Genomic DNA, 5702 nt, shown 5'->3' with positions numbered 1-5702 from the left:
AAACGCGAAGCCCCTCTACCTGATTGGGGTAGAGGGGCTTAGCTGGCTGTAGGAGCCTGACGATGACCTACTTTCACACGGGAATCCGCACTATCATTGGCGCGAGGTTGTTTCACTGTCCTGTTCGGGATGGGAAGGAGTGGTACCAACCTGCTATGGTCGTCAGGCATAACTTGTTGCTGTGCAGATTTTGTCTGCACGGCGAATTCATAGAGTCTGAATCAGTGTATTTGAATTGATTGCGTCGCTTGGCATAACAGTCTGACGGTGTACGTCAAAGTTATAGGGTCAAGCCGCACGGGCAATTAGTACTGGTTAGCTCAAAGCATTGCTGCTCTTGCACACCCAGCCTATCAACGTCCTGGTCTAGAACGACCCTTCAGGGGGGTCGAGCCCCCGGCAGATCTCATCTTGAAACGAGTTTCCCGCTTAGATGCTTTCAGCGGTTATCTCTTCCACACATAGCTACCCTGCGATGCCACTGGCGTGACAACAGGTACACCAGAGGTGTGTCCACTCCGGTCCTCTCGTACTAGGAGCAGGCTTCCTCAAATCTGCAGCGCCCACGGAAGATAGGGACCAAACTGTCTCACGACGTTTTAAACCCAGCTCACGTACCTCTTTAAATGGCGAACAGCCATACCCTTGGGACCGACTACAGCCCCAGGATGAGATGAGCCGACATCGAGGTGCCAAACACCGCCGTCGATATGAACTCTTGGGCGGTATCAGCCTGTTATCCCCAGAGTACCTTTTATCCGTTGAGCGATGGCCCTTCCATACAGAACCACCGGATCACTATGTCCTGCTTTCGCATCTGCTCGACTTGTCAGTCTCGCAGTTAAGCACGCTTATGCCATTGCACTATCGTCACGATGTCCGACCGTAACTAGCGTACCTTCGAACTCCTCCGTTACACTTTGGGAGGAGACCGCCCCAGTCAAACTGCCCACCATGCACTGTCCCCGATCCAGCTAATGGACCTAGGTTAGAACCTCAAACGCACCAGGGTGGTATTTCAACGTCGGCTCCAGGTGAACTAGCGTCCACCCTTCAAAGCCTCCCACCTATCCTACACAGATCCGTTCAAAGTCCAATACAAAGCTACAGTAAAGGTTCATGGGGTCTTTCCGTCTTTCCGCGGGGAGATTGCATCATCACAAACATTTCAACTTCGCTGAGTCTCTGGAGGAGACAGTGTGGCCATCGTTACGCCATTCGTGCAGGTCGGAACTTACCCGACAAGGAATTTCGCTACCTTAGGACCGTTATAGTTACGGCCGCCGTTTACTGGGACTTCAATCAAGAGCTTGCACCCCATCATTTAATCTTCCAGCACCGGGCAGGCGTCACACCCTATACGTCCACTTTCGTGTTTGCAGAGTGCTGTGTTTTTATTAAACAGTCGCAGCCACCGATTTTTTGCAACCGCTTTGGGCTCCCTTTGTACAAGATCACCTACTTGCGGCATACCTTCTCCCGAAGTTACGGTATCAATTTGCCGAGTTCCTTCTCCAGAGTTCTCTCAAGCGCCTTAGAATACTCATCTCGCGCACCAGTGTCGGTTTGCGGTACGGTCGTTGCAAGCTGAAGCTTAGTGGCTTTTCCTGGAAGCAGGGTATCACTCACTTCGGCAGCAAGCTGCCTCGTTATCACCCCTCATCTAAGCCCGGCGGATTTGCCTACCAGGCACGACTACAGGCTTGAACCAACTATTCCAACAGTTGGCTGAGCTAACCTTCTCCGTCCCCACATCGCACTTGCAATCGGTACAGGAATATTGACCTGTTTCCCATCAGCTACGCATCTCTGCCTCACCTTAGGGGCCGACTCACTCTACGCCGATGAACGTTGCGTAGAAAACCTTGCGCTTACGGCGAGGGGGCTTTTCACCCCCTTTAACGCTACTCATGTCAGCATTCGCACTTCTGATACCTCCAGCAGCCTTTACAAGCCACCTTCACAGGCTTACAGAACGCTCTCCTACCACGTGCAATAAATTGCACATCCGCAGCTTCGGTAACTGGCTTAGCCCCGTTACATCTTCCGCGCAGGACGACTCGATCAGTGAGCTATTACGCTTTCTTTAAATGATGGCTGCTTCTAAGCCAACATCCTGACTGTTTTAGCCTTCCCACTTCGTTTCCCACTTAGCCAATTTTAGGGACCTTAGCTGGCGGTCTGGGTTGTTTCCCTCTTGAGTCCGGACGTTAGCACCCGGTGCTCTGTCTCCCAAGCTCTACTCTTCGGTATTCGGAGTTTGCATAGGTTTGGTAAGTCGCCATGACCCCCTAGCCTAAACAGTGCTCTACCCCCGAAGGTAATACTTGAGGCACTACCTAAATAGTTTTCGGAGAGAACCAGCTATTTCCAAGTTTGTTTAGCCTTTCGCCCCTATCCACAGCTCATCCGCTAGTTTTGCAACACTAGTCGGTTCGGACCTCCAGTACCTGTTACGGCACCTTCATCCTGGCCATGGGTAGATCACTTGGTTTCGGGTCTACACCCAGCGACTGATTCGCCCTATTCGGACTCGATTTCTCTACGGCTTCCCTATTCGGTTAACCTTGCCACTGAATGTAAGTCGCTGACCCATTATACAAAAGGTACGCAGTCACCCTTGCGGGCTCCTACTTTTTGTAAGCATGCGGTTTCAGGATCTATTTCACTCCCCTCCCGGGGTTCTTTTCGCCTTTCCCTCACGGTACTGGTTCACTATCGGTCGATGATGAGTATTTAGCCTTGGAGGATGGTCCCCCCATGTTCAGACAGGGTTTCTCGTGCCCCGCCCTACTTGTTCGCAGCTTAGTACCACACAAAAATTTTCGCATACAGGGCTATCACCTGCTGTGGCCGGGCTTTCCATCCCGTTTTGCTAACCTCTGTGCTATCTCTGCCAGGCTGTTCCAATTTCGCTCGCCACTACTTTCGGAATCTCGGTTGATGTCTTTTCCTCGAGCTACTGAGATGTTTCAGTTCGCCCGGTTTGCCTCGTATCCCTATGTATTCAGAATACGATACCCTCGCGGGTGGGTTTCCCCATTCAGAGACCTCCGGATCAATGCTTATTTGCCAGCTCCCCGAAGCTTTTCGCAGGCTATCACGTCTTTCGTCGCCTATCATCGCCAAGGCATCCACCACATGCTCTTAGTCACTTGACCCTATAACTTTGACGTCTTTTGCAAGACTTCTCCGTTTCCTGTCGTGACTTGCGAGGTCTTTCACCTCGCGCGTTATGCCGTAATGTGAATGTTTCTTCAGCATCATCGCTTGCGCAATGATGTCTTAGAGAACGATTCGTCATTACTTGAACTATCCTTGCTTTCGCAAAGTTCGTTCGTTTTGACGCAATCAAATTTTATGCTGCTGATGGCACGGTCACCAATTTCTTGGTGTTTCCATCAGCAGCGCTGATTCGACTCTATGAATTTTTAAAGAACAGCCGTTTGTCAATCGCTATCGATCAACAGCAAAGCAGTCTTTCGCAAAACTGCTTTGGTGTTGAGGGCGCCTGGTACAGGGTGGTGGAGGATGACGGGATCGAACCGACGACCCCCTGCTTGCAAAGCAGGTGCTCTCCCAGCTGAGCTAATCCCCCGGGTCCTTCTCTCACCCGGCGTTGGATACTTGGTGGGTCTAGTTGGGCTCGAACCAACGACCCCCGCCTTATCAAGACGGTGCTCTAACCAGCTGAGCTACAGACCCGGCCACTTGTCCTTCACCTCGGGGCTTTTTTTCCTTTGGCTTGGGGCTTGTTCCAACAACCGATAAGTGTGGGCGTTCAATTCTTGTGACTTTTTATGGCGCAGCTCGCATGCAGCCTGTCTTTCCTTGCATGCAAGGAGTTCTTTGCTGTTGCTGCTTTGCCTTTTCCAGAAAGGAGGTGATCCAGCCGCACCTTCCGATACGGCTACCTTGTTACGACTTCACCCCAGTCACGAACCCTGCCGTGGTAAGCGCCCTCCTTACGGTTAGGCTACCTACTTCTGGCAGAACCCGCTCCCATGGTGTGACGGGCGGTGTGTACAAGACCCGGGAACGTATTCACCGTGACATGCTGATCCACGATTACTAGCGATTCCGACTTCACGCAGTCGAGTTGCAGACTGCGATCCGGACTACGACTGGCTTTATGGGATTGGCTCCCCCTCGCGGGTTGGCTACCCTTTGTACCAGCCATTGTATGACGTGTGTAGCCCCACCTATAAGGGCCATGAGGACTTGACGTCATCCCCACCTTCCTCCGGTTTGTCACCGGCAGTCCCATTAGAGTGCCCTTTCGTAGCAACTAATGGCAAGGGTTGCGCTCGTTGCGGGACTTAACCCAACATCTCACGACACGAGCTGACGACAGCCATGCAGCACCTGTGTTACGGTTCTCTTTCGAGCACGAAGCCATCTCTGGCAACTTCCGTACATGTCAAAGGTGGGTAAGGTTTTTCGCGTTGCATCGAATTAAACCACATCATCCACCGCTTGTGCGGGTCCCCGTCAATTCCTTTGAGTTTTAACCTTGCGGCCGTACTCCCCAGGCGGTCAACTTCACGCGTTAGCTTCGTTACTGAGGAAGTGAATCCCCAACAACCAGTTGACATCGTTTAGGGCGTGGACTACCAGGGTATCTAATCCTGTTTGCTCCCCACGCTTTCGTGCATGAGCGTCAGTGCAGGCCCAGGGGATTGCCTTCGCCATCGGTGTTCCTCCGCATATCTACGCATTTCACTGCTACACGCGGAATTCCATCCCCCTCTGCCGCACTCCAGCTTTGCAGTCACAAAGGCAGTTCCCAGGTTGAGCCCGGGGATTTCACCTCTGTCTTACAAAACCGCCTGCGCACGCTTTACGCCCAGTAATTCCGATTAACGCTTGCACCCTACGTATTACCGCGGCTGCTGGCACGTAGTTAGCCGGTGCTTATTCTTACGGTACCGTCATTCACCCCCTGTATTAGAGAGAGCTTTTTCGTTCCGTACAAAAGCAGTTTACAACCCGAAGGCCTTCATCCTGCACGCGGCATTGCTGGATCAGGCTTGCGCCCATTGTCCAAAATTCCCCACTGCTGCCTCCCGTAGGAGTCTGGGCCGTGTCTCAGTCCCAGTGTGGCTGGTCGTCCTCTCAGACCAGCTACAGATCGTAGGCTTGGTAAGCCTTTACCCCACCAACTACCTAATCTGCCATCGGCCGCTCTGTTAGCGCAAGGCCTTGCGGTCCCCTGCTTTCATCCTGAGATCTTATGCGGTATTAGCCACTCTTTCGAGTAGTTATCCCCCACTATCAGGCACGTTCCGATGTATTACTCACCCGTTCGCCACTCGTCAGCATCCGAAGACCTGTTACCGTTCGACTTGCATGTGTAAGGCATGCCGCCAGCGTTCAATCTGAGCCAGGATCAAACTCTTCAGTTCGATCTTAAATTTTTGAAGTCTCTCGACTTCCACTCATTGACGGATTTGAAGTGTTTTACCACTTTTACTGTCCATGAGCGTTTGGTCTTGCGACCAGGCATCTTGCGATGCCCGCCACAGTCTTCAAACGCCCACGCTTATCGGCTGTATGTTGTTAACGTTCCCGCAAAAAGATTTTTCTTTTTGCAAACTCCGCTGCGATCAGCAGAGCCTCGTATTATGACAGGTTTTTTTATTTCCCGTCAAGTCTGAAGGTCTTTCGCGCTTCAGCCCCTTGGCTTTTTCTTCACTCCTCAG

Annotated in this window: 2 tRNA genes and 3 rRNA genes; all 5 read right to left on the bottom strand. The window is 52.0% G+C overall.

Annotated features, from left to right (window positions below):
* Positions 1 to 54: 54 nt before the first annotated feature.
* Positions 55 to 167, bottom strand: a 5S ribosomal RNA gene (gene rrf, locus CGR01S_RS16020).
* A 117-nt stretch (positions 168 to 284) separates the two neighbouring features.
* Positions 285 to 3161: ribosomal RNA gene (locus CGR01S_RS16015) — 23S ribosomal RNA — on the bottom strand.
* Between the two features lie 361 nt (positions 3162 to 3522).
* A tRNA-Ala gene (locus tag CGR01S_RS16010) sits at positions 3523 to 3598 on the bottom strand.
* 30 nt (positions 3599 to 3628) lie between these two features.
* A tRNA-Ile gene (locus tag CGR01S_RS16005) sits at positions 3629 to 3705 on the bottom strand.
* A 171-nt stretch (positions 3706 to 3876) separates the two neighbouring features.
* Positions 3877 to 5405 (bottom strand): 16S ribosomal RNA (locus CGR01S_RS16000).
* The 16S, 23S and 5S rRNA genes sit together here with 2 tRNA genes alongside, the layout of an rRNA operon.
* Between the last annotated feature and the right edge of the window lie 297 nt (positions 5406 to 5702).

The sequence above is a fragment of the Comamonas granuli NBRC 101663 genome, from assembly GCF_000739995.1.
GTDB classification, from domain to species: Bacteria; Pseudomonadota; Gammaproteobacteria; order Burkholderiales; family Burkholderiaceae_C; genus Simplicispira; species Simplicispira granuli.
Note: the sequence above shows the minus strand (reverse complement) of the source record. Positions and strands in the feature narration are given on the sequence as shown.